This is a genomic window from Arsukibacterium indicum (assembly GCF_019100565.1).
Taxonomy (GTDB): domain Bacteria; phylum Pseudomonadota; class Gammaproteobacteria; order Enterobacterales; family Alteromonadaceae; genus Alishewanella; species Alishewanella indicum.
In genome coordinates, this window is the sequence record NZ_JAHRID010000004.1 from 195,849 (window position 1) to 221,123 (window position 25,275).

A 25,275-nucleotide genomic window follows, 5' to 3' on the forward strand; every position below is an offset into this window, starting at 1 on the left:
CGGTTGTCTGAAGCAAGCTGCACTGTCATTTGGTGGTGCAGCCCTATCCGCGCCAGGGAGTGGTATGGCATTATCTGAATTAATCAGCCCCTTATTTACCTTAGCCGCGCTGGAATATGCCGCTAATGGCTTTTATTTGCTGGCGGTGTTTCTGGCTGCGCGTAACAGCATTCATACCTGGTGGCTGGGTATTATTGGTTGTGGCTTATTTGCGGCGTTGTTTTATCAGGTGCAGCTGTATGCCGAAAGCATGCTGATGCTGTTTTTTATTGCCACCAATTTTATCGGCTGGTACCAGTGGGGCCGCCAGCACGGCGTTAAGCACGTCAGCAAAAGCCGGATAGGCCACTTATTGCTGTTTACCGGTATTGCCTTGCTGGTTACCGCAGCGCACGGTTATTTGCTGCACAACCTGACCAATGCCTATGCGCCCTATGTTGACTCGTCAATTTTAATGTTTAGTCTGATTGCCCAGTTTTTACTGATGAACCGCAAACTGGAAACCTGGTGGTTCTGGTTGCTGGTTAATACCATCGCCATTCCGCTGTATATTTCCCGCGAGTTGTATGTCACCGCCATAGTGTATTGCGGCTTCTGGTTTAACGCCTGGTATGGCTTATATCTGTGGCGGCAGTTGAGCCGGGTGAACACCCGGTCAGAGCATAAAAAGCGGGTGACCAATTAGCTAATCAACGCAGGCCCTGTTGTTGGCTTATATTGGTATTGCGCTATGGGCCAGGTTGATAAAATTGGTTCAAAGACTGCTTTGAGAGAAAAGCAGTCTGACAAATTAACTTTGTTCTGATCCTGATAATTACTGACCCTGGTAATTCGGTACCGCTAACGAGGCACACAGCTTATCCATATTGTCTGCTGGCATATTATCCTGCAAAAATGGATCTTGGGTGCTTAAGCCCACTCTGGCGGCATCATCTTTGGCACTAATTACTTGCTGTAGCCAATTTCGATAAGACGACACCCGCGTATACAGCTCTGTAACGCCATACTCGCCAACATCATAGAACCAGGAATCGGTGCGTGAACTGACACCTAGCAAGTGGTATTTGTCTTGCAGTTTGATATAAGCCGGCCCACCGCTATCGCCGTTACCAGACACCCCTTCTAACGCTTCGCCTTTATCGCCCTGCTCAAATTTAAAAACGATGTCGGAGTCCGTCACGTTAATAATTTTATTCTGCGCTTTTCTTAATTTACCGTTGTTTTCTTTGTAGCTAATGGTCTGCCCCTGTTTACCAGTGCCAGTACCGCCCACACCAATAAACCACACCACTTTATTCGTTTCGTCACTCTCGCCATATAGCTCAGCTGGTTTGGTGCTGATAACCGGGCGGGCTAATTTGATCAGCGCTATGTCATGCTTATCCCCCAACCGATAGTCGGGGTGGCTAAACCGGCCAGACACCGTAACAACCTCATCGCCCACTTTAATCTGCTGCCCCGGGTTCATACAAAACACCGCATGCGCGGCAGTAAGCACCCACTCCGGATGCACTAAAGTGCCATGTACACCAATGTTATACAGGGTGGCCAGTGGTGGAAAATCATCTGCCGTGGCATGATATTTTTCATCCGCCACATCGTGACGAATAACAATAGCCTGGCTAATAACTGGTGAAACTGCTACCGCCAGCAATATTGATTTAATAGCGCCAGAAAACCAGGCCATGCCAGCACGCGGTTTGACTGTGTTAGTTGGTGAATGTTTAGCCATGATGACAATCCCGAGTTAGTGATAGCGGGAAGTTTTATCACGTTAGGTTAAATTAGTGTTATTTCCGATTGTAAGTGTTTATGTCGCGGTAACTTCAACAAGCGGTTCTAAAGAACATATGCAATAGAGGGGGGAGCCCATAGACGTATTGTTATTTTTTCTTGAGCAATACATCCACGGCCTCGCTTGCTTCTTTTAAATTTGCACCTGTGATTTTTCGATAAAGCCTAATCGCTTTTAATCTATGACCTTCATCCAGCGCCTTACGCACTTCAGGGGGAACAAGAGTAGGGTCATTTAACTGAATACCATTAAGCTTAGAGAGTGCACCTAACGTGATCTCCAGGTACCGAATTCTTTTTTTATACTGCACAGACTCCCATAACAGCAGAAATAAACCTACAACCATCAGTACTGGAAATAAGAAATCAGAAAATATAGCTAAACCACTCATTAATGCTGTGTAAGGAGATTCCAAATCATCAATTCCTTGAAAACTTAACACCCGTTTATACGGCTCCCAACTTGTTGCCAGCCCAGAGGCTGCATGCCGCGATGTTTAAGGCGTTCGTTAGCGCATCTGAAGTCGAGAGTACACACTAAGCAAACAAAGCCTCAAGCTGTGCTTTTTGTTCAGGGCTAAGCTCACTTAATGTTTTCAATGCATCTTTAAGTGCAGCTTCGGCATCTTCTGGCATTTTGAAATGTAAGTAAGCTTTAATTAAGGCTGTATGAGCATTCAAAGATTGAGGATAATTTGCCCGACTCCACTTCAGTAACGCCAACGCATCATCTTGCCGGTTTAAATATTGCAGCCACCCAGCGTAACCGTTGGCTTTATCTTGCGGGATCATGATGTCTGTTTTGAGTAGCTTCGAGCGACTGTCGAATTTTGCCTGCAAATCAGCCAAAGTTTTAGGCTCACCTTCAGGAATAGGCCATTCGGAAAATAAATACTTTAACCCGGCATATTGCCCTTGTAGTACAGTTGTATTGTGAGTTTCATTGCTAAAAGTCTCGGACGCGACAGCCAAATTATTAGATGGATAACGAGCTAGCAAATCAACAAACCGTTGATACGGCTCTGTCATGGTTGGTTCTTCATTAGCTATCGACACATACAAGCGCCCTTGTAACTGTTCGCTTTTTAAAGCCTGCTCAGCCAACGCCAACAATTGCTGGTTATTCCAATATAAAGATGGGCTGATGGCGATAACATCATTAAACAAGCCAGGTCGTTTCACCAATGCATTAATAGCAAACTGACCACCATGTGACGTGCCTGACAGCATTTGATAGTCCAAAGTACGGTAATTCTGTTTCACAAAAGGGATAACTTCTTTCTCGACAAAAGCTAGAAATCTATCTGCATTTTCCAGTTGATTAGGGTTTTGCTTCTCTGAAGGGGTTAGAGTCAGGTCTCTGGCACGTGTTTCAGGCGGGTTAACAATACCGACAACAATCATCGGCGGCATCTGCTCGAATTTTGATAAATAATCTATTGTGCCAGCGGTATGTGGCCCCTGAATATCGCCATCGGTCAGGTATAGTACTGGGTAACGGTCCTGACTATTTTGATAGCTAGCGGGCAGGTAAATCACCATGTTACGCTTTTCGCCAAGTACAGCACTATCAATCATCTGCTCTTGCAATACAGGCAGGCTAGTGGCAGCCCAGCTATTCCAGTGGCTTCCGATGATGAGTAGCAGTAATCCATAAACTAATTTCTTCACTGTTCTTCCTAAAATTTGAGAATGCTAACCTTCACTAAGGTGGGCATTTTTAACGCTAACGCTCGCCTAAACGGCGAGCAACTTGTTGCGAGTCCAGCGGCCGCAGGCCGCGATGTTTTGGGCGTTTGTTAGGTATGCCTTTCCTTATTTTGGTGAAAATAACCTCGAAGCCATGTGTATCTTAATGCCAATTTGGTATTTCTTTTTTCTTTATGTAACTCATACTGCTCGCAAATAAACTTATAAGCCAATTTAAACAAACCTTTACTGCCCGAATTAGTGACACTTCGAGTAAATTCATTACCCAAATAATCAATCACGTGGAAACCATCTTGATCTATGGCAGTCATGTTAAGACACAGTTGAGCACAGTTACGATTATAAAGGGCTAATTTATCACTAGTATCAACGGGGGTTTCTATATAGGCATTGAGATAGTCAATGGTTTTTTCACCAACAACGATCCTTGGGTATTGTGCGACTTGGCTTTCTAGGACATAACTATTGGCAACAACAGCCCCGTATAACTCATTTTCGTGCAGTTCAACACCCCAAGCTGTTTCTATTGCTCCACGGATAGGTTGTTCATTTGCAAGCCCCAAAAAGCAGAGAGTACCTGCTAGCATGAATATTTCCATAACTGCACTCATTGGACACTTATTAAACTCAGTATCAAGTGAGCTGTAATAAACTAAGCCATCAGACCACCGTTGTTGTTTTGCAACAGTTTTTTTCATCTCGTCATATAGCTCTTTTTCTTTTTCGTTTAATTGGTCTCTTATTGAGAATGTATTATTTTTTCCTTGTCTAAAACTTTGAGCTTGCTTTTGCAATCGTTCGATGGCACCAACGGATTGTCTAATGACGTTAAGGAAATCACTTTTTTCTTTATCTGTAATAAACTGAGGCATAAGACTTTGCCCAGACAACACATTTTTTTGTCCGAGCAAATCAATAAAACATGCGCAATAGTTTGAAACCTGTAATTTATCTTTCAAAGAATTCTCCACTCAAGGGCATGCCTAACGCGGAGCACAGCGGCGACCTTGGAGTGGCGACGAAGGAGCCACGTAAAGGGCGTCCGGCGGCCACCGGCCGCGTACTGATGCGAATTGTTAGATGCCGGTTACCCGGCACTTTATTGTGGCACCCAAGCTGAATGCCACTCCTGATACGTTGCACCAGCCTCGTCCATGGCGCTAGGAACCAGAACACTGCATGAGTAGAAAACTCCTATGAACGCGCCGGATTGCCCTGCAACCTGAACACCGAGATGCCTGCCAAAACCGCTGACTGACTGGCGGCTGTGTTCTGCCTGAAACTGCCAAACTGCGGCCAAACACCAAACCCAAAAGCGACGAAGCCAGGCATTTAACGCCCAAAGCAGCTGCGCGGTACGCGTCGGCTGCCTTTGTTTGTTAGCAGCCTACACAAAACTTGCGCGGCTTGCCGCACTGGCAAACCTGAACAACGGCAGGCTGCTGTTATTAAAAACTAAACCGGCCAAGTGCGATACAGCGAGCCAACCGGAACCTGTAAAACTACTGAGCGAAGCCAAGAAGAACAACGCTACCGCCACTACTGTTTGCAGCAAACCCACAAACTGGCGGACTTAACCGTTTGGCGCTGCCGCTAAATAAACTAAACGCGAGCAAAGCCCGAACAAAACTACTGACGAAAACCGTTAAAACCCCGAACACCTGCTAACGCTAAGCACACGGGCGACGACCGCGCAGCGGTTGGCGTCCCAGCGGCCACAGGCCGCGAGTGATGCGCCTTGTTAGCAGCTTGAATGACAACCCGCGCGGCACTGCCGCACTGGCGAAGCTGAACAAGTACACCAATTTGCAAATTTAAAAACTAACCAGCCAGCTGCGACACAGCGAGCCAACCGGAACCTGTAAAACTCTTGAGCGAAGCCAAGAAGAACAACGCTACCACCACCACCGTTTGCAACAAACCCACAAACGGGCGAGCTTTGACTATTTGCCAGTGCCGCTTGAAAAGCCAAACTCGAGCAATGCCGGAATAAAACTGCTGACTGAAACCGTTAAAACCCGAACACCTGCTAACGCTTCAATCAGGCGACGCGTTAGCGGTCGGCTGTATTGACTTGTTAGCTTTTAAAAATACATTTTCAAATGACTCACCAGAAGCAATCTTCTCAAGGTCATTGAAAAACTGTTTCGGGCGTATCAAAGGTTCTACGGCAATTCGTGATGCCTGATAGTTTTGCCTTATGTTATTCGAAAAAAAACTTTTGCCGCTTTTCAGGTCTTTTACCGAAGTAACATCTTCAGCAGGCAGGTTAATATTTTCAGGTAAAAACGGATTTCTGTAATCAAGTGTAAGTGCGGCGCCTTCATCAAACCAAACAGGAATTTCCTTTAGGAAACGAAAGAAACCAACTCGATGCTGGATTTCAGCATGGAGCCACTCATGGGCGATCACATCAACGTTCTGACCTTTAGGGCCAATTATTATACAAGCTCGCCAGGGCATTCGATGCATCGAGGCCGTCTCATTTGCCCCCCAATTTGCAGCACCTTGAATGTCAGCAGTAATGACAAATCTCGGTTTAGATATCGGTTTATCATAAACATGACTAATTCGTTCTGACGCCGAATCAATAAGTTCGCTTATGATTTGGGCTTGCGGTTCAGCAAAGTCACCCGCAAGAAATACCTCACTATTGAGCCGCTGGTAATTCATTAGCGGCAGCATATCGCAGGCAATTGCATGTCTTTGAAATATACCCCCGATAAGCACCACCGATGCAGCAATCATAAATACTACGATGCCAAATTTGTACACAGATCCTCCATGAAAGCTAACGCCCGCAACAAACGCGAGCGTAGCGAGTCGAGGGCGAAAGCCCGTTTTGATTGCGTTTGTTAGGCCACACAGCTTAAATGACCTGCGTACTCAGAGCGACCTGATAACTACCGGCCGTGTTTTCAGTAGCACTGATTATGATTTCGACAGTTTGACCGGTTGTAGTTTTGGCTTCGAGTCTAAATGTCTCAAGTTCAGTTTCCCCTGCGAAATCGGGAACAATACTTGGTGTGAAAGACCAGCCAGTTTTCTTACTAATGCGTGAAAAACTATTGCTTACTTCTTCAACATATTTGTGTGTATTGACACGGCGGACAAATACGGTACAAAGACCAGAATTTAAATAAGTAAGTGCAAATTGCCCATTTGGCGAAGTAAACGACCATGCTTTCCCTGTATTACTTCCCAGGAAATGCAGCGCTTTATCATCAGTCAGCAACGCAACACCCTGTTGCTTCATTAGAGATTCAATACCTTTTTCGTTTCCAGCATATCTAATACATGATGAGACAGAAAAATTTGCAGCAAAAAACTCGTCTGTAGGTTTACGCGAGTCAGAGCAAGCTACAGAGCTAAGTACTAATAGTGGAATTGCAAAAACTTGGGCTAACTTCATTGTTAAAGAATATCCTCTTACGGCCTAACGCTTATTGGGCGGGTCGACCCGCACTTAAACACGGACTTTTCCGTCTTTGTAAATTTAATGTACAGAACACTACATCGTTTTTTTAAAACTTACAATAACTTATAGGTACAACTGATATTTATGATTGCTACAAATACGGGTCAACCCGTCTAACAAGCACGGGGCGTTTTTAGCAGCAAGCTGGATATAAATACACCACTTAAATCCCAAGTGAGATACCGAAAGGAATGTCCGCAATTTGGTACTAACCAGAAATAGTAATCAGCGCGAGCTTTGCTGCTACAACCACAGCCTTAGCAGGCTGGCGGCGATTAATGCCAGATAGGTGACAGCGACGGTGGGTTTTAGTGCTTGTTTGGCATAGCTCAGGATTAGCTGGAACGGGCCCTGGCGCTGATACTGCCATTGGCTGTGCCACTGACAACCAATATCCTGCGCCTGTAAAATGGCCTGCTCCAGTTGTAGCAAACGGTCGGCGGCGCGTTGCTGAAAGGTTTTTAGCATGGCCTCATGCAGCCAGAATAGCCCGATAATGCCCAGTTGCAGTTCAATGGCGGCGGCGTTTTTCAGCAGCCACAACCACACCAGAATGGTAACAACTTTCAGCCACAGCGCCTGTTGCTCTTGTTTATCGTAGCTTTGCTGAACTAACAGCCATTCGGCCTGATTTTTTTCTGTCATGTTGCGTCCCTGCGACTGACGGTTTGTATGTCGTCGGTCAGATAAATTTAATTTGCTGCTTTAGTTTAGCCGGTAGTTGCTGTAAGTCATCATCATTTTCGCTTACCACCACTAAATCAGCATTTTTTAACGCCAGACCGCGGCCACGATAAAGCTCGTCTGAAAAATGATGTTCAAATTTCAGGCTGTTTTCATCCGGAATAAAAAACACCGTGGCAAGGCCGTGCTCGGTTTGCATTACCAGATGCAGTGAGCGGGTACCGCGAAAGTCGCAAAAGTTAGCGTACACAATATTGTATTGCCAGTCGGTAAGTTCCGCGCCAAAACTGGCCAGTTTGGCGTTTACCTGGCTTAGTGGCTGCGGCGTTTGCATTTGCGCCATGTAAGGCTGTTCATGATAAACATGAGCCAGCGCATGCTGGCCTAAGGTCATTTCTGGAAAGCCATAATTAAACCAGTTCAGGGTAAGGCCGGCGACAAAAGCTACCGACGCTGCCAGGGCAATGGCCGCGCTAAAGCGCCTTTTCTGGGTTTGCTGACTTTGCAGCATTTGCTGGCGCAGCAGGTTAATTTCCAGCGAAGCCGGTACCGTAAACTCGAAAGCCTGCTTTAGCCTGGCCTGATCGAGCAATAGCTGGCGTTGCAGCTGTTGCAATTCAGGGTCTGCTGCCACGGCACTGGCCAGTTCAGCACTTTGCGCCCGTGGATCGGCTATCAGGGCTTGTTTCAGGGTTAACTCAGTCATTTTATTACCCCTTTTGCTGCGTATTCTGTTGCGCACTTTGCTGCACATTTTGTTGCGCTTTTTGTTGCGAGAGCAGGCGCTGCTTCAGTAAGTGCCGGGCCCGGAATAACCGGGTGTTTACCGTATTGACATTTAAACTCAGCAGCTGACCAATTTCTTCACTGTTAAAACCGGCCAGCGCCTGCAACAGCAATGGTTCGCTGTATTCTGGTGGCAGTAACAGCAGCTGTTGCTGCAGCAGGGCATTGTCATATTGCTGCTCCAGCCCCGGGTTAATATCATCGGTCAGCAATTCCTGCTCTACATCGCTGTAGTCCAGTTGTTTGCGCTCAAACCGGCGGGCATTTTCCCGGCGTAAAATAGTAATAAGCCAGCTTTTGGCGGCGTTGTCGTCCAGTAACGAATCCAGCGCTTTCCAGGCCCGTAAAAACGTATCCTGGACAATGTCTTCGGCAATATGCTGATCCCGGCATAACCAAAACGCATAGCGGTATATATCTGCATGGTAAAGCCGCACTAATTGCTCATACCGCTGGCTGTTACTTTGCGCTTTACGCTTAAATAACGAGGCCGGCAAACTAAACAGGCTATGTCTTGATGGCGCCATAACAGAAGACTTAACATCAGATGAAAGAGCTGTCAGCCTAATTGACATAGCCAGCCCCTGTAAAGCAGTCATTTACCCGGCAACAGACTAAGTTCATTGCAGCACCTCTGGTGCTGAGCGCTCAGTGCTGCGCGTTAGCCAGTAATCGATACTGACGTACCGGCCGCCCCCTGTGAACAACAGGCTTAACAGCATGGCAAAGTACATTGCCGCAAACTCAATGCCGTTGTTCAGAATGACCAGTTTGCCGCTGGCGGTCAGCCAGTCGTAATTGCCGTGTTGCTGCAACAGGCTGCGGGCAGCGTCAATCTTGTCGCTGCTATCCATTACCCGTTCATTCAGTAAAATAGTACCGTCGGCCAGCCAGCTGCTGGTATCGGCTATGGCAGGCCAGCCATAGGGCAGGTGCACAGCGAAAATGGCAACCAGCATGGTTATCATCAACGGAATACTAACCAACCGGGTTAGCAGGCCCAGTAGCAGCAGAATGCCCCCAAGTAGTTCTGCGGCTATGGCCAGACTGGCCAGCAGCCAGGGCAAAGGTAAACCCAGCCCCCAGTCGCTGTTACCAAACCAGGCCACAGTGTCATTAAAATGATTCAGTTTATTCCAGCCGGCCTGAATAAGCACCGGCGAGAGAATAAGCCGCAGTAATAAAGGCGCCAGGCCACTGATAGCGGTTAGCTTGCATTTAACGCGCTGATAATAGCGATGCAGGTTTTTAAACATAATATTGCCCGGTCAGGTGAATATAAAATCTTATCTTATAGGACCGCGGCAACGGTTTTACTATTTCAGGGTTTGGCTACCAATTTGCATTTTTATACTAAGTAGCGGCAAATGGCACCTTTGCCGGCTAAATCCCGGATTAAGGGCAGGGCGCCCTGTTGCAGTTGCTGCGCGGTTAAACCGGGTAATTGCGGGCTGATAGCGCTGATCAGCTGGCCAAAGGTCAGACCGGGCTGCTCAGCTAAATGATTCAGCAGTAATAAGGTTGCCTGACTAAGCTGGACAAACTTTACTTCGTCCTGCTTATTGCGATAAAGCAGAAAAAACACCGGTTGCGCTGGTTCGGTAGGCTGAAAATCAACACATATTTGCTGTACCGGCCACTGGTAAGCACACAGCATGGCCAGCTCAGACAATTGCAGGCGGGTATTGTCTAGCGCATCACCGTTAAGTTCTGCCTGATCTAGTGCCGGTAACTGCTGCTCACTGCTTACGGTAGCAATATACAACTCGGCCCATTCATAATGGGCCAGTTCGGCCAGAAATGGTGGGTCGGCAGCAGTTGGCTGGTAATCCTGCAAAAAGCTGACAAATTGTTCGGCGATAAGCAGAAAATAGGGGCTGTGGCAGGCATAGTTACTGAAAAACTGCCGGGCCAGCCCAGTCCAGTCCGGCTCACTGTACAGAGTTTTTAATACCGGAAAGGCGGTATCGAGAAAACCTTTAACATTATTAAAAAACAGCTCGCTATACACCTGCAACCGGCGCTGCTCTATCCCTGCAGGCGGCGCAGTAGTGTGCGGGGCGCGAATATAAGCGGCGAACTGCTGCTGCAGTTGTTTAAAATCGACCATGGCTGGTTGCTGCTTAACAGTGCTCATACTGCAAACTTCTGCCGGGCACTGCTGTTAAGCGCTTGTTGTTGCAACGTTCTGATCGTTGCCAGCTCATGGTGCAGGCTGCTTAGTGCCGGAATATTAAAATCACGCTCGTATAAGGTCGGTTTCACCCCATGTTCCTGATACGCCTGTTGCAATAACTGCCAAACCGGATCGGGGATATCGGCACCATGAGTGTCAATCAGTAAATCGGCGGCCTGCTGATAATGGCCAGCGACATGATAATAGGCAACCCGCTCTGTCGGCAGTGCCTGCAAAAATGCTTCGGCGTCATAACCATGATTTACTGAGTTAACATAAATATTGTTAACGTCCAGCAGCAACTGGCAGTCTGCCTGCTTCAGCACTTCACAAATAAACTCCAGCTCTGTCATTTGCTGGCCGGGTGCAGCGTAATACGACACATTTTCCAGCACCAGCGGTTGCTCCAGAATATCCTGCACTGTTCGTACCCGCGCGGCCACATGCTTTACCGCTTCTTCGGTAAACGGAATAGGCATTAAATCGTACAAATGGCCACCAGCCGAGCAGTAGCTTAAATGTTCACTGTACAAGGCTATGTTGTGAGTTTTGAAAAATGCTTTTAATTGTTTAACGAAGTCGATATCTAGCGGGTCGGGGCTGCCAATGGACAGTGACAAGCCATGACAGGCAAAGGCATAACGTTCTGTCAGTGCCTTAAACTGGCTGGCCAGTTTGCCACCGTAAGGCAGCCAGTTTTCCGGGGCAACTTCAAAAAAATCAATTGCCTGGTTATCAGCGGCCAGTACTTCAGACAGCATTTCCCGGCGCAGGCCAAGGCCCGCGCCGGTTAACAGACGTTGGCTTGTCACAGCTTAAGCTGCTCCACACTTGCCTTCGCCACATTTCATTTCTTTACTTTTTTCTTCCGCTTTGGCTTTGGCATCGTCTTTCATTTTGGCGGCTTTGTCGGCACCACATTTGCCTTCACCACACTTCATTTCTTTCGCTTTATCTTCTGCCTTGGCTTTGGCTTTGTCGGCGCCGCACTTGCCTTCACCGCATTTCATTTCTTTGGCTTTGTCTTTGGCTTTATCTTTCGCTTTATCAGCACCGCATTTGCCTTCGCCACATTTGCCTTCAGTGGCAGCCAACTGGTAAGCCATGCTAAGTTCAGCAGCGGCAAAGGGATTAGTATCGGCCTGGGCTGCACCAGAGGCGACTGAGCCTAAAGCCAGCGCGCCAAGGGCAAAAGAAAGTTGGGTTTTATTCAGTGTTTTCATTGCGAGTTACCTTTTTGGTTGTCAGAGTCAGTTATAAGACCTGCCCAATAGCAAAGGTATTTCAAAAATTTGCTTATTTCAATGTACCCGGTAAAAACGACAGAAAAAGTCAATAACACTGTCCGGGTCCAGCGTGCTGAAACGTACCTTACGATTCGCTACTATCGCTTCGCCCAGTGCCCGTAAGGTATGATCCAACGGCGCACCTGCCGGGCGCTTCGCACCATGGTCTGCGAACAGGAAATTCAGTGCGGTAGCAGCGTATGATTTGCCCGGTTCCAGTTGCACCAACTCCAGCTCCTGCAAACGAACACCAAGATTGCGAATTTTCTGCAGACAATTTCGTTCGTTCATATTAACCCCGGCTTAGTTTGATATCTGTTGCTAAGCTTGTATCGGCGCCGGTGGCAGGATCTTTAACCGGCTTTTTAAAAAAGCAAAATTGCCAGCACAGCTTGCCGGCTTTTTGGTAGTATGTCGGCATAAGCGCTTGCGTAACTCTTGCTTTAATACTGTTGTTTTAATTAAGGGATAATATGACCCACAGCCGTTTGCCAGCAGCACTTGAACCTGCGCACCTTGGCCCGATATTAGCTGACGCTCAGATTGAACAGGCACTGACCACCGCAGAGCTGGTTCCTGGCTTTATAGGCCAGGACCGGGCCAAATCGGCGCTGGCTTTCGCCATTGGTATGGATATGCCGGGCTACAACCTGTATGTAATGGGCGAGCCGGCATTAGGCCGCTTTACTCTGGTGCAGGATATTCTGCAACATGCTGCGGCCGAAAAGGCCACACCGATGGAATGGTGCTATTTAAATAATTTTGAAGACGAACGGGTGCCCAATACCCTGCGTTTGCTGCCCGGCGATGGCCGCTTGCTGGTAAAAAAACTGGAAGCGTTAATCGATGAATTACTGGATACGTTTCCGGCAGCGTTTGATAACCCGGGGTATCAGCGCAAGAAAAAAGCCATTGCCCGCCAGTTTGATGACAAATATGAGCAGGCGATAGAGCGGGTTGAAAAAACCGCCCTGGAAAAAAAAGTGGTGTTATATGAGGATAATGGCGCCGTCAGCTTTTCGCCCATTATTGACGGTAAGCCGCTGGACGACAGTGAATTCAGCAAAATGACAGACGAGCAACGCCAGTATTTTTACTCGCTGGTGTCAGAGCTGGAAACCGTGTTAAACGATGCCTTGCTTGAGTTGCCACGCTGGAAACGCGAATTGTCAGAGAACCTGCGGACCCTGCGCAAAGAGACGATAGAGCAGGCCATTAAGCCGATGCTCAAAGAAATGGAGCATGATTACAGCACTGAACTTGGGGTGCTGAAATATCTGAAAGAAATGCGGCCACACCTGGTAAAAGCGGTGCTGGAGCTATTACCGGATGAGTCAGACAGCGAAAAGCAGGAAGAAATTGATAGCCGTGAGATTTTTGTCGAAGAATTTGTGCCAAATGTGCTGGTGCATCACGAAACGATGTCGGGCGCGCCCATTATTTTTGAGCCTAACCCCAGTTACGGCAACTTATTTGGCCGGGTAGAGTATAACTCGTCCAGTGGCGCGCTTTATACCAACTACCGGATGATCCGCCCCGGGGCGCTGCATAAAGCCAACGGCGGCTATTTAATTCTGGATGCCGATCGTCTGCTATCACAGGCTTCGGTATGGGATGCCCTGAAACTGGCATTAAAAAGCGGTGAAGTGGTCATTGACACCCTAAGCGAGCATGCAGTAACCAATTCAACCATTATTACCCCACGGGCGATTCCGCTTAATGTCAAAGTGGTGCTGCTGGGCTCGCGCGATTTGTATTATCTGGTGCAGGAAGTAGACGAAGAATTTAATGAACTGTTCCGGGTGCTGGCCGATTTTGAACATTACCTGCCATACAACGAGCAAACCCTGAGTTATATGTCACGGCAAATTCAACTGCAAATGCAGCAGCTGAATATTAACCAGTTAACCCGGTGTGGCCTGCGTCAGTTATTGCAGTTTAGTTTTCGCCAGGCAGAACACCAGCGCAAGCTGTCTGCCCGTTTTGCTGATGTACTGGAACTGGTGCGCGAGGCGTGTTACTACGCGGCCCAGAATGACAGTGATTGTTTAAACGAAAGCCATGTGCAGCAGGCATTGCAGGGTAAGCAGCATCGCACCGGCCGGATCAGCGAAGGTTTTCTGGAAGATATTCAGGAAGGGCAGATTTTAATTGATACCGAAGGCCTGGCGATCGGCAAAATAAACGGCCTGACGGTGCTGGAAATTGGCGATACCGCCTTTGGTACCCCGGCCCGGGTTAGTGCCACTGTGTTTGCTGGCTCCAGTGGCGTTATAGATATTGAACGTGAAGTGGAGCTCGGCAAAGCCATTCACTCTAAAGGGGTATTACTGCTTACCGGTTACCTGGGCGCAAAGTATGCCCGCCAGTTTCCGCTGACCTTGTGTGCCAATATCGCCATGGAACAGTCTTATGGTCATATTGACGGCGACAGTGCTTCTCTGGCAGAGGTGTGTGCCCTGATTTCAGCCATTACCGATATCCCGATCAAGCAAAGCCTGGCTGTTACCGGCTCAATTAACCAGCATGGCCAGGTGCAGGCTATCGGCGGCGTAAATGAAAAAATAGAAGGTTTTTTCCGCTTGTGTCAGTCGCGTGGCCTGACCGGCGAGCAGGGTGTGATTATTCCGGCCAGCAATCAGCTTAATCTGGTACTGCGTGCTGAGGTTATCGCGGCGGTGGCAGAACAAAAGTTTCATATTTATGTGGTAAAAACCGTGGATGAAGCGCTTAGCCTGCTTACCGGAGAAGATGCCGGTGAAATGAACCGGCGCGGCCAGTATCCGAAAAAATCGGTAAATGGCCGTGCTATGCAACGTCTGGCAGAAATTGCGGAACTGGTTAACGGAAGTCTGGATGAATAGCAATGTACTGACAGCTGAGCCTGTTGTTTTACTGTACGCCGATTTGGATGCAACCAGGGTACAGCAGCAGGTGGTGCCCTTACTTAATGATCGTCTGGCTGCAGGCGCCGTTGCTTACAAAGAGCAAGTGTTTGATCCGGAACTGCCATTAACGCTAAACCCCGGTAGCAGGCTGATCTGTTACTTAAGCGATGAGCATTTGCGCGAGCTGGTTTTACAAATTCGCAGCCAGCCTTATACCCTGGCATTATTGCCGCACCCTGAAATGAAACATGCCCGCTATGGCTTTGGTATTGCCGGTAAAATGGAAGATGCCATGTCCGATGCCCTGCTTAACAGTGCCATTGAGGCAGACCTGCTGCTGTGTAATACGGTACCGGTTTTTAACTCAGTGGTGGTGGGTGACGTACTGACCTTAACCCCGGGTGAAGCCCTGGCAGAACCGTTAACCCATCGAATTAAACGGTTTTTCCGGCTGGTTAAAGGTATTGGTGATGTTACCTTTAATGCTTTTAAAATTACCACTTACAAAGAAAAAATAGTCGATACTGCGGCACTTGGCATTGTGGTGGTTGAACATGGCCGCAGTTCGGTGCTGTCCCGCCGGCTGGTCGCCGACTCCAGCGTTAATGACGGCATGTTGCATGCACTGGTACTGGCACCGCGCAGTGTTTTTGAAATGCTACGGTTTCTATTCGCATCTTTATTTTTACGTGATTACTGGAATCACAACAGCCCGTCTTTTGTCGGCCATATTAAAAGCCGCAGCCTCAGCATCAGTAGCCCCAAACAGATAAGCTACACCCATGATGGCCTGATTGAAAAAAGCAATACGTTACAGTTACAAGTGGAGCCGAGGGTTATACAACTTGCGCCGGGCCGCTATCTGGGCCTGGAAGAGGCTGAAACAGAGAGTAAAGAGGCCGTACGAACCAGGGCGCTGCCAGCGGGTAAAGCCAAAACCGAGCTGGTAACCTATCCGCTACCGTGGATCCATCATGCGGCAACAGACGAATTTAAAGAGTTGTTTATGTCACTGCGCGAGAGCGCAAAAGCATCGCCGTCTTACTTAACACTGATGGTTCTTGCCACGTTATTAGCGGTATTTGGCTTGTTTGCCAATTCCACCCCGGTGATTATCGGCGCAATGATTCTGGCGCCATTAATGGGGCCGATTATCTCAATGGCGCTGGGCACACTGCGCCAGGATGCAGGCCTTATGCTGGTTAGCAGCCGCAGCATTGCGGTAGGCACAGGCCTGGCAATGGGTTGTGCCATGGTAGCTACCTGGTTTATTCCGCTGACCACGATTAACAGTGAAATTGCCGCGAGGATCAGCCCAACCTTACTGGATTTGGGGGTTGCGGTTATTTCCGGTATTGCCGGGGCCTACGCCCATGCCAGGGCAGAAGTGGCAAAAAGTTTAGCCGGAGTAGCCATTGCGGTGGCCCTGGTACCGCCGCTTGCTGTAGCCGGTATTGGCTTGGGCTGGCTGGATTTAGCGGTATTCTGGGGTGCGTTTTTATTGTTTTTAACTAACCTGGTCGGCATTGTGCTGGCGGCGGTTGTTACCTTTATGTTTCTGGGCTACAGCCCGTTTCATCGCGCTAAGCGCGGTTTGGCATTAACACTTATTCTGGCTGCGATATTGTGCATTCCACTGGCAATCAGCTTCAGTCATATGGTAGCTGAGCACCGGATAGTGCAGCAGCTCGATGGCATTATGCTCGATGAAGTAAAATTACGCGATGTCTCGGTACGGCCCGGAACGCCGCTGCGAATAAGTGTAACGCTGGTATCTGGCAGTGCGGTAGATAACGCAACGATGGACCGGGTAAAGCAGCGGATTGAACAGAAATTGCAGCAACCGGTTGAGCTGGAAATTGGCGTGAAGATTATTCGCTGATGCTTATTTTCAGACAAAGGCTCTAATTACACCATAACACAGCAGTTTCTGCCCTGACTTTTCGCCTGATAAAGTGCTTTGTCGGCCTGGTTAAGTAATACTTTGTCGCTGATATCCTGGCCTGGCAACAGGCAGGAAATGCCCAGACTGATGGTGATAAAGCCAGCTGTCGGGCTGGCATGGTGCGGTAACATCAACGCCAATACATCGAGTCGCAATTGCTCGGCCATAATCTTTGCCTGCTCCGGGCTGGTATTGGGTAAAATGCAGGCAAATTCTTCACCGCCATACCGGGCTACCAGGTCAATTTGTCGTTGCAACGTATCGGCCAGCGTTTTGGCTATCGCTTTTAAGGTATCATCGCCGGCAAGGTGGCCATAGCTGTCGTTGTAGGCTTTAAAATGATCAACATCCAGCAGGAGCACGGCCAAAGGCTGTTGCATACGTTTGGCCATGGCGACAGCGCTGTTTAACTGGCTGTCAAAATGGCGACGGTTGGCAATGCCGGTCAGACCATCGGTTAATGACTGACGTTCCAGTGCCGTTTGCTGAGCGGCAACCGTTTTGCGGTACTCGGTAAAAGAGCGGGCGATATCGGCAATTTCATCATTGCTGGCAAACAAGATGTCATCATCTTCGAAGCCGCTGCCAGCCAGGACTTTTTTATTCAGCAGCTTTAATCGTTTAATAACCCGTTTTTGGGTATAAAACATGATGGCCAGTAACAATAATATTGCTGCCAATGCCAGGCCAAAACTAAACTGGTTTTGCCGTTGCAACGCTATTGATGATTGCTGGCTAAGCTGCATTAGTGATGCCGCAGACTGATAGGCATTAAGCTCAGTTTCACTGGCGTAATCTGTTACCAGGCTGCGCAGAAAGTTCGCTTTACCGGTTGCCCTGGCGATATTACTGAGCTCCGCTTCGCGCAGCGAAAAAATACCCTGTTCGGATAACAGTGCTGCATGCAGTTGCTCAAAAAGCGCTGCTGCAGCTTGCCGCTCAGCTTGCGATAGCTGGTTTAGCAGTTGCTTGTTTGTGCTCAGCAGTTTTTCAAGTTCAACACCACTCTGGCGCAGGTTATACAGTCGATCGATGTTGTACAACGCGGTAACATTCTGCAATAAGCCGGAATAGTGCAGTAACCACGGCTGACTGGTATTGCTGGTATTAAATTGCTGACTTTGCTGTTGCAGCTGGCTGAGCCGCTCCAGCCATTGTCGGCTTTGCTGTTGCAACACCAGGCGCTCTGCTATCAGCATATCCAGGCTGCGGGCTTCGTCAGCAATCAGCCTGAGACGTTGTTGCTGGTACTGATGTTGCACATACTGCTGATGATCAAGGCTGCTAATCTGGACAATAATCTGGCTGATCTGTTGCGATGCTCTGGCCCGGGCGGCCTGACTGATGGCATCGCGCAATAATTCTGATTGCAGGTTCAGCTCTTTTACTTTGTCATGCACCTGGCTGGCTTCAAGTACTGCCGGCACTGCTTGCTCAGCGACATTGCTGACAATTTGCTGGGCTTGCTGCAGGCGATGATAAAACAGTAAACTGAGCAAAATAAATAGCAGTAAAATTAACAGTAAAGACGCAAATAACAGCCGGGCACTCGAGTAGTAGCGTTTACTGAAAAAGTTCATGGTTGTCCCTGCTGACTGATATCCTGCAATCTGCCATCTGTCACCAGTTTAATGTTTTGCTGTTTTTTAATGGCAGCAGCAATAATGTCGGCAATGTTACGGTCATCCGGATTAAAAAAACTTAGTTTGCTTCGTCTACTAAGAAGGTTGAAGCCGTCACCTCCTTCAGCCAGGTACTGTAGCGTAGCAACTTTATATATTTGGCTGGCGACAACCGGTTCGCCATTTACCAGTAATTTTTTTATCCGCTTGCCCGCCGGTGCACTACTGTCAAAATAAAGGGTAACGCCTGAGCTGTGCAGGAAAAACCCCCGCTGGTTGTCCAAACCTGTTAAACCATGTTCAAATACGCTGATAAGATCCTGGCCGCTAAGTTCCAGTAACACGGGCGTGTTGCGAAACGGCAACTCTGCCAGAATATCGCCGCGGGTCAGCATGGTGCCTGCAGGATAATCCTTAACGCCCCGGATAGTACCGCTGTTAACAAACGCCAGCTCGGCTCCGGTATAGTTTTTCAGAGTATCTGCCACAAAATTGGCGAAAGCGTTCTCACGATTGCGTACTTCATCGCGCAAAGTGGTAAAACTGAAGGTACTGCGGCCAAGTGGCTCTTCTAACAGTAGTTGCAGGCGCTGGCTGTGGTTTTGAATTTGTTCGGCTACCTGAGGCTCAGCGGGTTGCGTCTGCAGGGCGATGTAGCGGGTTTGCAGGTTGTCCAGCTGTTGCTGATCGGTCAGCTCTGCAGTTACAACTAGTGCCTGATTAAGCTGTTGCTGCAAGATAATATTGGGCTGGTCCGGCAGTAATTGCTGGCCATCATAGTTGTTGCGAAATGCCAGTTCTATTGTGCCGTTGGCCAGCAGTTCTGGCAAAAAATCCAGCTCGGTAGTATGGAGTAAAACCAGCAGGTTCGCACCTTCTGCTCGAAGTTTAGTGGCCTGTACTGAAATAGCCTGCTCGGCTGGGGTAACCTGTAAACGCTCCAGCGAATATTGCTGAATCACATAGGGCGCAACAACGGCAATAACGCCCAGCTTAATCTCGCCCTGCTGCACCAGGATACTGTCTACCAGCCCGTCAAGGTTGCCTTCGGTGATCGGGTCGTACAGGTTACTTAGCACCAGTGGAAAGGCCGCTTCATAAGCCCGCTGTGACAATTCTTCAGAGAAATAGGCAAAATCACGGTGCGATACGGCCATTGCATCCGGGTCTAAGGTATTCAGTATGTCGATAATGTGGGCACCGCGGTCAAAAAAGCCCAGTGGGCTGGGGCCAATACTGCCGCCACCAAACAGAAAAAAAACCGGACGCCCGGCAGATCGGTGCTTGGTCAGTAAACTGGCAAGGTGGGCATAATTGGCCTGCGGATGATTAGCTTCTGCCATCTCAGCAGCATAAATAATGGTGAAGTCAGACTCAGCACGACTGCCAAACATGGCACTGCCGAACAGCAAGGCGAACATCGCTAACCTGAGGAAAACTTTCATCGTTTTGCTTCTGTGCCGGAAATTGAACAACAAGTAATCAGTTTAGAGGATCCGCAGTCGCTGCGTAAAGCAAAGAATTCAGTTGTGCCGTCTTAACGCAGCCAGTGCAAGCAGCAGCAGGCAGCAGATAGCAAGGGGCCAATCGCCAAACCGGGCATACATTGTACTACCAGAGCTCAGCGGCACGTTGTCGAGTAACACCGCTTCCTGAAACTGAGGCAGACGCTGACGGACAGAGCCATCTGGATTAATGGTTGCGGTTATGCCGTTATTAGTGGCGCGCAGTACAGGTTTGCCAAATTCTTTAGCGCGCATTCTGGCTATTTGCAAATGCTGATGCGGGCCAATACTGTCGCCAAACCAGGCATCATTACTTACGGTCAGAATAAAATCGGTGTCGGCGGTGAAATTAGCGCGTATTTGCCTGGGAAAGGCAATTTCAAAGCAAATGGCGCTTAGCAGATGGTAGTCATTAGCCAGCAAATTGGCTTGAACGTAGCTACCCCGACTAAATGAGCTCATCGGTAAGTCAAAAATGGGTGCCAGCGCCCGCAGCCAGTTTTCAAACGGCACAAATTCGCCTATCGGCAGTAAATGATGCTTGCTAAACCGGTTGGCATGGCCATAAAAATAGTTGCCGTCACTGGCTGTGGCGGTATCTTTACCAAGGACAATTAAGTTATTCCAGGCTTGTTCAGTTTGCCGCTGGTAATCAAGAATACCGGTTATTAACGCTGCATCGTTATAAAACGCGGCCTTATTCAGGTTATCGAGGAAGGCTTCTGCCAACGGTTCCAGTTGCGGAATTGCGGCCTCAGGCCAGATAACAATGTCGGCGTTGCTGAAATGTGGCCGGGTTAAATCAAGGTATTTGAGCATGGTGGGCCATTCCTGCTCGGGCTGCCAGCGCAGCTCCTGTTTAATATTGCCCTGCACCATAACCAGCCTGACACTGTGGTCGCTGTACTGCCAGCCTTTAATATTGTCCAGCAGTGGGGCGGTTAAAATAACTAATGCCGACAACACAGCCGGCAGCACTCTCACTACCACAGGAACGGGTTGGTATAGCCGGGCCAGCGCCGCCGCGATAACTGCCAGCATAAAGGTAATGCCGGTTTCACCGATAAGCGGCGCATACGCGGCCAGGCCGGCAGAAGTCTGGCTGTATCCGAGTGATAACCACGGAAAACCCGTTAGCAAAAAGCTGCGTATCCATTCAGCAGCAGTCCAGCTGGCGCCAAAAATAAGCAGGCTGAATATTCCGCTGTGGCGTGCTTTTTTGGTTAGCCAGTAACTTAACACAGCAGCCATTGCCGGAAATAATGAAAGATAAGCAACCAACAAAGCCATCAGGCCAATACTGGCAACAAGCGGCAGCCCGCCAAACTGATCAATGCTGACATGTACCCAGCTGATGCCAACACCAAACCAGCCTGCGCCATAACACAAGCCGGCCAGCAGTGCCTGACGCCAGTGGTTAACATGACTGATGACCAGAACCAGCAACGCCAGGCTGAAAAAAGGCAACCACCACAGGGTATAGGGCGCAAATGCCAGCGTATTTAACGCGCCAGCACCAGCCAGCGCCAGCGCCATAAAGGCTGTTTTTGCAGTAACGGTTGCTATGATCCGGCGTCCTCTGTCATGACACTTTCCTTGGCTTTAATTACCTGCAATTGCAGCAAACGACGGCTGTTTGCCTTACTAACTTTGAATGTCAGATCACCAAGCTGAATACTTTCGCCGCGCTCTGGCATATGGCCAAAAGCATGCAGCACTATGCCACCAATGGTATCGGCATCTTCTTCGTCAAAAGTGGTATTAAAACTCTCATTAAACTCATCAAGTGGGGTCAGGGCGCTGACCTGAAAAACCCGCGACGCCATTTTCTTAATATCGTTGTCTTCTTCATCATCGTGCTCATCTTCAATTTCACCGACGATTTGTTCCAGAATATCTTCAATGGTTACCAGGCCGGAAACCCCACCATACTCGTCAACCACAATGGCCATATGATAGCGTTTCTGACGAAATTCTTTTAATAGCGCATCAACCCGTTTACTCTCAGGAATGATCACCGCCGGGCGCAGAAATTCACGGATATGCCAGTCGGTCTGGTTGGGGTCTAACGCATACTGCAGTAAGTCCTTTACCAGCAAAATCCCTTCAACATGGTCTTTGTCTTCATTGACGACCGGATAACGGCTGTGATTATTTTCCAGCAAAATAGGTAAAAACGCGCTGACCGGCTGTTCGATGTCGATGGTTGCCATTTGCGAGCGCGGCACCATAATATCGCGTGCCCGCATTTTAGATACATCCAGTACGCCCTGAAGCATACTTTTGGTATCACTGTCGATAAGTTCGCGGCTGGCCGCTTCGCTTATGATATCTTCCAGGTCTGAGATGTCCTGTGGTTCTGCACTGAAAATACTGGCGATACGCTCTAACCAGGTTTTGCCGGCAGAACCGCGGCTAGAGTGGGGGTTGTCGTCACTCATTCGTGAACTTATGCTCCGTTAGTAAAAAGAAACCTAAATATCATCCAATAAATAGGGGTTTTTGACGCCAAGACTGGCAAGGATCTGAATTTCTTCAGCTTCCATTACTTCAGCATCGTCGTCATTTATATGGTCAAAACCCAATAAATGCAAGCAACCGTGTACCACCATATGTGCCCAATGATCATTTGGCAACTTCTGTTGCCCGGCTGCTTCTGTGTGTACCACCCCGGCACAAATTACTAAATCGCCCAGCAAGGGTAAGTTAATACCGGGTGGGGCCTGAAAGGGGAAACTTAGTACATTGGTCGGTTTGTCTTTACCACGGTACTGCAAATTAAGCTGCTGGCTTTCCGGAGTGTCGACAACCCGGACCGTGACTTCTGCTTCGGCCTGAAATGGTGAAATTGCCGCATTAAGCCAACGCTGAAAATCGGCCTGTCCTGGGATGCCGGGCTCTGAACTCGCTAACTGTAAATCAAGCGTTATGCTCATTATTCGGTTTTGCCCTGCAACTTCTCAGCTTCATGCGCTTCATATGCCTGGACAATACGCTGCACTATCGGGTGGCGGACCACATCTTTGGCGTTAAAGAAATTAAAGCTGATTTCATTGACATCGCTAAGCACATCAATAGCATGCTTTAACCCCGAATACTGGCCCCGGGGCAGGTCAACCTGGGTAATATCACCGGTAATAACCGCTTTGGCGCTGAAACCAATCCGGGTTAAGAACATTTTCATTTGCTCAGTGGTCGTGTTCTGGCTTTCATCGAGAATAATAAAGGCATCATTCAGCGTCCGACCGCGCATATAGGCCAGGGGCGCAATTTCAATAACGCCACGCTCCAGATACTTTTCCACTTTTTCAAAGCCGAGCATTTCAAACAAGGCGTCGTATAACGGCCGCAGGTAAGGGTCGACTTTCTGGGCTAAATCACCGGGTAAAAAGCCCAGTTTTTCGCCTGCTTCCACTGCCGGGCGGGTCAGCACTATCCGTTTAACCTGGCCACTTTCCAGCGCGTCAACGGCGCAGGCCACAGCCAGATAAGTTTTACCGGTACCGGCCGGGCCAATACCAAAACAAACATCATGGTTAAGCACATTGGCAACGTAACTGGCCTGATTCGGGTTACGGGCTTTAATTAAGCCTTTTTTCGTTTTAAGACTGAAATCGGTCCGGTTGCCATTGTCACTCTGATACTGAATATCAAAATTTTCACTGATAGTAAGATGCACCTGCTCCGGGCTTATCGCCGCAGCGTGCTGACGTCCACCGGCGGTAAGCTGAAATAACTGAAGCAGAATATCACTGGCCGCTGACACGTTAACGTCAGGGCCGGCGACTTTAAAGCAGTTATCACGATAGCTGATATCAACCAGCAAGCGACGTTCAATGTGCTTTAAATTATCATCATAGGGGCCGCAAAGCAGGTTAAGTCTGTTATTGTCGGCCGGTTCCAGTACCAGCTCTGCTACATTCAGGTTTTCAGTGTTCAATAGTGTACTCGCGGTTCGGGCCAGCTCAGGGCGTAAAGGTAGTGACACCCAGAGGATCAACTTTGGGTTGTCTTGCTAAAATCTGGGCCGGTGCCACGTCACGGCGCAGTCCCATTTCTGCTTCAGTGCGAATTAAATCGCCGCGCAATGAGTTACTGAACACGTCAGTAATTTTAACGTCAACAAACTGGCCAATCATCTCTGGTGAGCCTTCAAAATTGACCACCCGGTTGTTTTCGGTGCGGCCGGTCAGTTCCATAATATTCTTTTTTGATGGGCCTTCAACCAGAATGCGTTGTTCAGTACCCAGCATATTGCGGGCAATTTTCAGGGCTTGCTGGTTAATTCTGTCTTGCAGAATATACAGCCGCTGTTTTTTGGTGTCGTCACTGACATCGTCAGGTAAATCGGCGGCCGGGGTGCCTGGGCGGGCACTGTAAATAAAGCTGAAACTCATATCAAAATCAATGGCCTGAATAAGGTCCATCGTTGCCTGAAAATCGGCATCATCCTCACCCGGGAAACCGATGATAAAATCTGATGACATACTTAAATTTGGCCGGATCTTTTTCAGTTTGCGAATTTGCGCTTTGTATTCAAGAGCAGTGTGGCCACGTTTCATCAGATTCAGAATACGATCAGAGCCAGACTGGACCGGCAGATGCAGATGATCAACCAGTTCGGGTACGTCACGATACACTTCAATAATGTCGTCGCTGAATTCAATAGGGTGCGACGTGGTATAACGGATACGGTCGATGCCATCTATTGCTGCCACTAAGCGCAACAACTCAGAAAAATGGCAAATATTGCCATCATGGGTTTCGCCCCGGTAACCGTTGACGTTCTGACCGAGCAGGTTTACTTCCCGCACACCCTGTGCAGCCAGCTGCGCGACTTCAAACAGCACATCGTCCAGAGGCCGGCTGACTTCCTCGCCCCGGGTGTAAGGTACAACACAGAAAGTACAGTATTTAGAGCAGCCTTCCATAATAGATACGAAAGCGGTTGGGCCTTCGGCTTTGGGCTCAGGCAGACGATCAAACTTCTCAATTTCCGGAAACGACACATCAACTACCGGCGAGTGTGAACCGCGCACTGAGTTAATCATTTCCGGTAACCGGTGCAAGGTTTGCGGGCCGAATACGATATCGACAAAAGGTGCCCGTTCACGAATGGCCTTGCCTTCCTGAGAAGCCACACAACCACCGACGCCAATGATTAAATCCGGGTTCTTTTCTTTTAGCGGACGCCAGCGACCAAGTTGGTGAAACACTTTCTCCTGCGCTTTTTCCCGGATCGAGCAGGTATTCAGCAGAATCACATCTGCCTCTTCCGCTTCCTCGGTCAGAGTATAGCCGTGTGTTGCATCCAGCAGATCTGCCATTTTTGACGAGTCATACTCATTCATCTGGCAGCCCCAGGTTTTAATGTGCAGCTTTTTGCCCATTGTTGGTCGTT

General features: G+C 48.7%; 24 protein-coding genes. 3 read left to right on the plus strand and 21 right to left on the minus strand.

Annotated features, from left to right (window positions below; translation table 11 throughout):
- Positions 1 to 64: 64 nt before the first annotated feature.
- A complete protein-coding gene (gene pnuC / locus KQY15_RS10675) occupies positions 65 to 685 on the plus strand; it encodes a nicotinamide riboside transporter PnuC (RefSeq protein WP_217669183.1) in 621 nt (206 codons plus the stop codon).
- A 129-nt stretch (positions 686 to 814) separates the two neighbouring features.
- Here pnuC and KQY15_RS10680 read toward each other — a convergent pair whose 3' ends face one another.
- The 14 genes from KQY15_RS10680 to KQY15_RS10745 form a co-directional block, all read right to left on the minus strand.
- Entirely contained in the window at positions 815 to 1,732 is a 918-nt protein-coding gene (locus KQY15_RS10680) for a S1 family peptidase (protein WP_254795638.1), read from the minus strand.
- A gap of 151 nt (positions 1,733 to 1,883) precedes the next feature.
- A complete protein-coding gene (locus tag KQY15_RS10685; RefSeq protein WP_217669184.1) occupies positions 1,884 to 2,210 on the minus strand; it encodes a hypothetical protein in 327 nt (108 codons plus the stop codon).
- Between the two features lie 121 nt (positions 2,211 to 2,331).
- Entirely contained in the window at positions 2,332 to 3,465 is a 1,134-nt protein-coding gene (locus KQY15_RS10690) for an alpha/beta hydrolase (RefSeq protein ID WP_217669185.1), read from the minus strand.
- Between the two features lie 128 nt (positions 3,466 to 3,593).
- Positions 3,594 to 4,463, minus strand: a complete 870-nt coding sequence (locus KQY15_RS10695; protein WP_217669186.1) for a hypothetical protein — start codon at positions 4,461 to 4,463, stop codon at positions 3,594 to 3,596.
- Between the two features lie 1,078 nt (positions 4,464 to 5,541).
- On the minus strand, positions 5,542 to 6,279 hold the full coding sequence (locus KQY15_RS10700) for a hypothetical protein (RefSeq protein ID WP_217669187.1): 738 nt from the start codon (positions 6,277 to 6,279) through the stop codon (positions 5,542 to 5,544).
- Positions 6,280 to 6,373: 94 nt separating this feature from the next.
- A complete protein-coding gene (locus tag KQY15_RS10705) occupies positions 6,374 to 6,916 on the minus strand; it encodes an NMCC_0638 family (lipo)protein (RefSeq protein ID WP_217669188.1) in 543 nt (180 codons plus the stop codon).
- Between the two features lie 309 nt (positions 6,917 to 7,225).
- The gene (locus KQY15_RS10710; RefSeq protein WP_217669189.1) at positions 7,226 to 7,627 is read right to left on the minus strand and encodes a hypothetical protein; all 402 of its coding nucleotides are present in this window, start codon (positions 7,625 to 7,627) and stop codon (positions 7,226 to 7,228) included.
- A gap of 37 nt (positions 7,628 to 7,664) precedes the next feature.
- Entirely contained in the window at positions 7,665 to 8,372 is a 708-nt protein-coding gene (locus KQY15_RS10715) for a DUF3379 family protein (protein ID WP_217669190.1), read from the minus strand.
- Between the two features lie 4 nt (positions 8,373 to 8,376).
- Complete coding sequence (locus KQY15_RS10720; protein ID WP_217669191.1) at positions 8,377 to 9,027, minus strand: sigma-70 family RNA polymerase sigma factor; 651 nt, start codon at positions 9,025 to 9,027, stop codon at positions 8,377 to 8,379.
- Positions 9,028 to 9,072: 45 nt separating this feature from the next.
- Complete coding sequence (locus KQY15_RS10725; protein WP_217669192.1) at positions 9,073 to 9,708, minus strand: HvfX family Cu-binding RiPP maturation protein; 636 nt, start codon at positions 9,706 to 9,708, stop codon at positions 9,073 to 9,075.
- 92 nt (positions 9,709 to 9,800) lie between these two features.
- Positions 9,801 to 10,589 carry an HvfC family RiPP maturation protein gene (locus KQY15_RS10730; protein WP_217669193.1) on the minus strand — a complete coding sequence of 263 codons (789 nt, stop codon included), beginning with the start codon at positions 10,587 to 10,589 and terminating at the stop codon, positions 9,801 to 9,803.
- The gene (locus KQY15_RS10735) at positions 10,586 to 11,389 is read right to left on the minus strand and encodes an HvfB family MNIO-type RiPP peptide maturase (protein WP_254795661.1); all 804 of its coding nucleotides are present in this window, start codon (positions 11,387 to 11,389) and stop codon (positions 10,586 to 10,588) included. Before KQY15_RS10735 ends, KQY15_RS10730 begins: the two co-directional genes overlap by 4 nt.
- Before the next feature lie 54 nt (positions 11,390 to 11,443).
- Positions 11,444 to 11,851 (minus strand): HvfA family oxazolone/thioamide-modified RiPP metallophore, encoded by a 408-nt coding sequence (locus KQY15_RS10740; protein WP_217669195.1) that lies wholly within the window; start codon positions 11,849 to 11,851, stop codon positions 11,444 to 11,446.
- 78 nt (positions 11,852 to 11,929) lie between these two features.
- Positions 11,930 to 12,205 carry a hypothetical protein gene (locus KQY15_RS10745; RefSeq protein ID WP_217669196.1) on the minus strand — a complete coding sequence of 92 codons (276 nt, stop codon included), beginning with the start codon at positions 12,203 to 12,205 and terminating at the stop codon, positions 11,930 to 11,932.
- A 182-nt stretch (positions 12,206 to 12,387) separates the two neighbouring features.
- On the opposite strand from KQY15_RS10745, the gene KQY15_RS10750 reads away from it, so the two are divergent.
- A complete protein-coding gene (locus KQY15_RS10750) occupies positions 12,388 to 14,778 on the plus strand; it encodes a Lon protease family protein (protein ID WP_217669197.1) in 2,391 nt (796 codons plus the stop codon).
- Positions 14,771 to 16,684 (plus strand): TIGR00341 family protein, encoded by a 1,914-nt coding sequence (locus tag KQY15_RS10755; RefSeq protein ID WP_217669198.1) that lies wholly within the window; start codon positions 14,771 to 14,773, stop codon positions 16,682 to 16,684. Before KQY15_RS10750 ends, KQY15_RS10755 begins: the two co-directional genes overlap by 8 nt.
- A 26-nt stretch (positions 16,685 to 16,710) precedes the next feature.
- Here KQY15_RS10755 and KQY15_RS10760 read toward each other — a convergent pair whose 3' ends face one another.
- The 7 genes from KQY15_RS10760 to miaB all read right to left on the minus strand — a co-directional run bounded on the left by KQY15_RS10760 (position 16,711) and on the right by miaB (position 25,264).
- On the minus strand, positions 16,711 to 18,327 hold the full coding sequence (locus KQY15_RS10760; protein ID WP_217669199.1) for a GGDEF domain-containing protein: 1,617 nt from the start codon (positions 18,325 to 18,327) through the stop codon (positions 16,711 to 16,713).
- On the minus strand, positions 18,324 to 19,814 hold the full coding sequence (locus KQY15_RS10765; protein WP_217669200.1) for a bifunctional metallophosphatase/5'-nucleotidase: 1,491 nt from the start codon (positions 19,812 to 19,814) through the stop codon (positions 18,324 to 18,326). Before KQY15_RS10765 ends, KQY15_RS10760 begins: the two co-directional genes overlap by 4 nt.
- Before the next feature lie 78 nt (positions 19,815 to 19,892).
- Complete coding sequence (gene lnt, locus KQY15_RS10770) at positions 19,893 to 21,410, minus strand: apolipoprotein N-acyltransferase (protein WP_254795639.1); 1,518 nt, start codon at positions 21,408 to 21,410, stop codon at positions 19,893 to 19,895.
- Between the two features lie 26 nt (positions 21,411 to 21,436).
- Positions 21,437 to 22,315: a CorC family transporter gene (locus KQY15_RS10775; RefSeq protein WP_217669201.1), complete on the minus strand. Its 879-nt coding sequence runs from the start codon at positions 22,313 to 22,315 to the stop codon at positions 21,437 to 21,439.
- A 33-nt stretch (positions 22,316 to 22,348) separates the two neighbouring features.
- Entirely contained in the window at positions 22,349 to 22,810 is a 462-nt protein-coding gene (ybeY, locus tag KQY15_RS10780; RefSeq protein ID WP_217669202.1) for an rRNA maturation RNase YbeY, read from the minus strand.
- Positions 22,810 to 23,814: a PhoH family protein gene (locus KQY15_RS10785; protein ID WP_217669203.1), complete on the minus strand. Its 1,005-nt coding sequence runs from the start codon at positions 23,812 to 23,814 to the stop codon at positions 22,810 to 22,812. The genes ybeY and KQY15_RS10785 overlap by 1 nt, the downstream gene beginning before the upstream one ends.
- 25 nt (positions 23,815 to 23,839) lie before the next feature.
- Positions 23,840 to 25,264: a tRNA (N6-isopentenyl adenosine(37)-C2)-methylthiotransferase MiaB gene (gene miaB, locus KQY15_RS10790; protein WP_217669204.1), complete on the minus strand. Its 1,425-nt coding sequence runs from the start codon at positions 25,262 to 25,264 to the stop codon at positions 23,840 to 23,842.
- Positions 25,265 to 25,275 lie beyond the last annotated feature (11 nt).

Excerpts from the sequence above, each read along its gene's own strand:
- KQY15_RS10735 (WP_254795661.1), bottom strand. The coding sequence starts at position 11,389 with ATGCTGTCTGAAGTACTGGCCGCTGATAACCAGGCAATTGATTTTTTT.
- KQY15_RS10740 (WP_217669195.1), bottom strand. The coding sequence starts at position 11,851 with ATGAAAACACTGAATAAAACCCAACTTTCTTTTGCCCTTGGCGCGCTG.
- KQY15_RS10715 (WP_217669190.1), bottom strand. The coding sequence starts at position 8,372 with ATGACTGAGTTAACCCTGAAACAAGCCCTGATAGCCGATCCACGGGCG.
- KQY15_RS10720 (WP_217669191.1), bottom strand. The coding sequence starts at position 9,027 with ATGTCAATTAGGCTGACAGCTCTTTCATCTGATGTTAAGTCTTCTGTT.
- KQY15_RS10775 (WP_217669201.1), bottom strand. The coding sequence starts at position 22,315 with ATGAGTGACGACAACCCCCACTCTAGCCGCGGTTCTGCCGGCAAAACC.
- KQY15_RS10750 (WP_217669197.1), top strand. The coding sequence starts at position 12,388 with ATGACCCACAGCCGTTTGCCAGCAGCACTTGAACCTGCGCACCTTGGC.
- KQY15_RS10680 (WP_254795638.1), bottom strand. The coding sequence starts at position 1,732 with ATGGCTAAACATTCACCAACTAACACAGTCAAACCGCGTGCTGGCATG.
- miaB (WP_217669204.1), bottom strand. The coding sequence starts at position 25,264 with ATGGGCAAAAAGCTGCACATTAAAACCTGGGGCTGCCAGATGAATGAG.
- KQY15_RS10765 (WP_217669200.1), bottom strand. The coding sequence starts at position 19,814 with ATGAAAGTTTTCCTCAGGTTAGCGATGTTCGCCTTGCTGTTCGGCAGT.
- lnt (WP_254795639.1), bottom strand. The coding sequence starts at position 21,410 with ATGGCGCTGGCGCTGGCTGGTGCTGGCGCGTTAAATACGCTGGCATTT.
- KQY15_RS10760 (WP_217669199.1), bottom strand. The coding sequence starts at position 18,327 with ATGAACTTTTTCAGTAAACGCTACTACTCGAGTGCCCGGCTGTTATTT.
- pnuC (WP_217669183.1), top strand. The coding sequence starts at position 65 with ATGGCATTATCTGAATTAATCAGCCCCTTATTTACCTTAGCCGCGCTG.
- KQY15_RS10710 (WP_217669189.1), bottom strand. The coding sequence starts at position 7,627 with ATGACAGAAAAAAATCAGGCCGAATGGCTGTTAGTTCAGCAAAGCTAC.
- KQY15_RS10730 (WP_217669193.1), bottom strand. The coding sequence starts at position 10,589 with ATGAGCACTGTTAAGCAGCAACCAGCCATGGTCGATTTTAAACAACTG.
- KQY15_RS10705 (WP_217669188.1), bottom strand. The coding sequence starts at position 6,916 with ATGAAGTTAGCCCAAGTTTTTGCAATTCCACTATTAGTACTTAGCTCT.
- KQY15_RS10755 (WP_217669198.1), top strand. The coding sequence starts at position 14,771 with ATGAATAGCAATGTACTGACAGCTGAGCCTGTTGTTTTACTGTACGCC.
- ybeY (WP_217669202.1), bottom strand. The coding sequence starts at position 22,810 with ATGAGCATAACGCTTGATTTACAGTTAGCGAGTTCAGAGCCCGGCATC.
- KQY15_RS10745 (WP_217669196.1), bottom strand. The coding sequence starts at position 12,205 with ATGAACGAACGAAATTGTCTGCAGAAAATTCGCAATCTTGGTGTTCGT.
- KQY15_RS10725 (WP_217669192.1), bottom strand. The coding sequence starts at position 9,708 with ATGTTTAAAAACCTGCATCGCTATTATCAGCGCGTTAAATGCAAGCTA.